Annotated in this window: 4 protein-coding genes; 1 reads left to right on the top strand and 3 read right to left on the bottom strand. The window is 24.5% G+C overall.

Going from position 1 to position 2,928, the window contains the following annotated elements:
* Window positions 1-421: 421 nt before the first annotated feature.
* The 3 genes from J2Z53_RS12790 to J2Z53_RS12780 form a co-directional block, all read right to left on the bottom strand.
* Entirely contained in the window at window positions 422-1,168 is a 747-nt protein-coding gene (locus J2Z53_RS12790; RefSeq protein WP_209797835.1) for an ABC transporter permease, read from the bottom strand.
* Between the two features lie 233 nt (window positions 1,169-1,401).
* On the bottom strand, window positions 1,402-1,821 hold the full coding sequence (locus tag J2Z53_RS12980) for an ABC transporter ATP-binding protein (RefSeq protein ID WP_327786725.1): 420 nt from the start codon (window positions 1,819-1,821) through the stop codon (window positions 1,402-1,404).
* A 298-nt stretch (window positions 1,822-2,119) separates the two neighbouring features.
* On the bottom strand, window positions 2,120-2,260 hold the full coding sequence (locus J2Z53_RS12780; RefSeq protein WP_209797836.1) for a hypothetical protein: 141 nt from the start codon (window positions 2,258-2,260) through the stop codon (window positions 2,120-2,122).
* Window positions 2,261-2,662: 402 nt separating this feature from the next.
* On the opposite strand from J2Z53_RS12780, the gene J2Z53_RS12775 reads away from it, so the two are divergent.
* A partial coding sequence (locus J2Z53_RS12775; protein ID WP_234925865.1) for an arginine deiminase family protein occupies window positions 2,663-2,928 on the top strand: 266 nt, incomplete at its 3' end.

Here is a 2,928-nt window from a genome sequence, read left to right as displayed (position 1 = left end):
TTACTTTAATAAAAAGAATTGCTGGTTCTAAATGTATTTCTATATTCTGTTCAATTTTCAAAGACCATTTTATCTCGTCGCCCTCAAGCGACTTGTTTATCTTATCACCTACAAGTTTCATTGTCAACAACTTTTTTCAAATTTATTTTTTAAATTTAATTTAGTTGCTTTATTTACTAAAAGACAATTTCTCGCGGTCAACGTTTGTTATTATATACTTTTTTTCGACATACAAATTATAGAGTAATTCTATTTAATAAGATTATTCTTTATATAATGCATTTTACTACATTTTTCTCATTATTACTTATATTGATATGCTAGGGTGAGTTTTAACTTAATCTATATATAATCATTAATTAACTTTTATACAATATAATAAATTATAGATTTTACCTAAATACACTTTATATATGTTCTCTTATATTTTTAATTGTTTTCTTTCATTGAAAAAATCTTTATAACATAAATAAGTTGCTATAATTGTAGATACAGCTGATGCAGATAACATCATAAAAGTAACCATTATTTGAAACTTTATTGCAGTTAATGGAGATACCCCTGCTAAAATTAATCCTGTCATCATTCCTGGCAATGAAACAATACCTAATGTTTTTGCTGAATCTATAGTGGGAATAATAGCAACCTTCACACTATCTCTTAAAATACTTTTAGATGCTTCCTTTACATCTGCTCCTAAAGATAATTTAACCTCTACCTCTTCCCTTTTATTTTTAAAAGAGTTATTAAGATTTGTATAACTTAATCCAATTGCAATCATAGAATTACTTATTATCATCCCTGCAATTGGTATAATTTCATTTGGACTAAATTTTATAACTCCTGAAATTACTAATATTGATATAGTAACTGATGCCCCAATTAATATTGATACAAATGATATAGTGAATACTTTATTGATACCTCTACCTCTTTTCTTTGTATTTACTGAAGCATTTACAATCATTATTAAAATTAGTATTAATGTACATATAGGATTTTTCAATCCAAAAATTACATCTAAAATATATCCAACTATTATTAATTGAACTATTGCCCTTAAAATACTTACAACTATTTCTTTTTCTAATCCCAATTTTTCTTTATAAGATATAAATATAGGGATTATAACTAATGTTGATGCTATAAATAAAGATATTATGCTCATTTTAATTCCTCCATTTTTTCAACTTTTCCATCTGATATTAATATTCTTCTGTTAAAAATAGATTCACTTTGTTCCATGCTATGGGTAACCCACACTATAGTTACCCCTTTATCATTTAATTCCTTTATATAAGCTTCAACTAATTTGCAGTTTTCTTTGTCTAATGCTGAAGTAACTTCATCTAGTAATAAAATATCTGGAGTATATATTAAATTTCTTGCAAGTGCTATTCTTTATTTCTCTCCTCCTGATAATGATTTTATTTCCTTATATAAAAAGCTTTCATCTAAATTGAATTTATTAAATAACTTTATTATCCTAATTTTATCTATCTCTTTTTTGCGTATTTTAAATGGAAATATTAGATTTTCAATTACAGTTGCTCCAAAAAGGTAAGGTGTTTGAATACAATAACTTACTCTTCGTCTAAGTTCTAAAGGATTATAATCTTTATAATTCTTTTCTCTATAATATACATCTCCACTTGATGGAGTTATTAGATCTGAACAAATTTTTAGTAAAGTACTTTTCCCACTTCCTGAAGATCCAATTATTGATATGCAATCACCTTCTTTTACATCAATAGAAATACCTTTTAATATATCTGTATTATGTGCCATATAATAAACATCTCTAATACTAAGTATATTCATCTCATACCTCTCCTTATATTATTTAAATTAATGTATATTTTTTAAAAGACAAAATAATAGATTAATTAGTTCTTTAAATCTATTATCCTGTCCTTTTTAATAATCCTTTTAAATAATACTATATAATCTTGTTTATATTTTATCACTCTCTTAAAACAAAAAAAGTTACCTCAAACTACATAATAATAAAAGATAAAACATTAAACTTAATATATAAAAATATTTTATCTTTTATTTAGTTTTGAGATAACTATTTAAAATTATTTTTCTTGTATAAGTTTTTTTAATTTGTTTTGAACTAGCCACAATTTTTTTGTTTTCTATTATAGGCTACTATTCTACTTTTATTATTTTTGTTTTCATCAATTAATTTTATGTACTCTTTATCTGCAATTTTCAGCGCATCTTCAATTACTAAAAGCTCTTCTTTAGAAAACATTCTATCTCCTCCAATTACTTAGTAGATTAATTTTCTATGATATTATATCACAATATATTTCAAATAAATTTATATGCTAAAAAAATAGAAATTTTCAATAAAATCAAAAAAAGTGTATTCCTATTTTATACATGAATTATACATTTTTTTATGCATATTGATTTAACATAATGAATTGATAAACTGCTAGGTACTAATGTAATTAATATTGATTATCTAATAAATTTATAGATTTATCATAGTGAATAAAATAAAAAGTAGCATACATTTACTGGAATAAAATTCCTTGTTAACGTTTTATACTCTCTCTATAATAGGGATTGTAAACAACGTTAATCAATTGTGATTGACCCCACAGAAATGTTTACACATATATAACAAAAGAAAAAAGGAGTGACAATAATGGGAGAAAAAGCTTTAAACGTTACCTCAGAAATAGGTAGATTAAAGACAGTACTATTACATAGACCTGGAGAAGAGGTTGAAAATTTAACTCCAGATCTACTAGACAGATTATTATTTGATGACATTCCATATTTAAAAATAGCAAGAGAAGAACATGATGCATTTGCTCAAACTTTAAGAGATGCAGGTGTAGAAGTTCTTTACTTAGAAGTACTTGCAGCAGAAGCAATTGCAACTGATGAAAAAGTAAAGGCACAATTTAT

The organism is Clostridium moniliforme, from assembly GCF_017873235.1.
Taxonomy (GTDB): Bacteria; Bacillota; Clostridia; order Clostridiales; family Clostridiaceae; genus Clostridium; species Clostridium moniliforme.
This window is presented reverse-complemented; position numbering and strand designations above follow the sequence as displayed.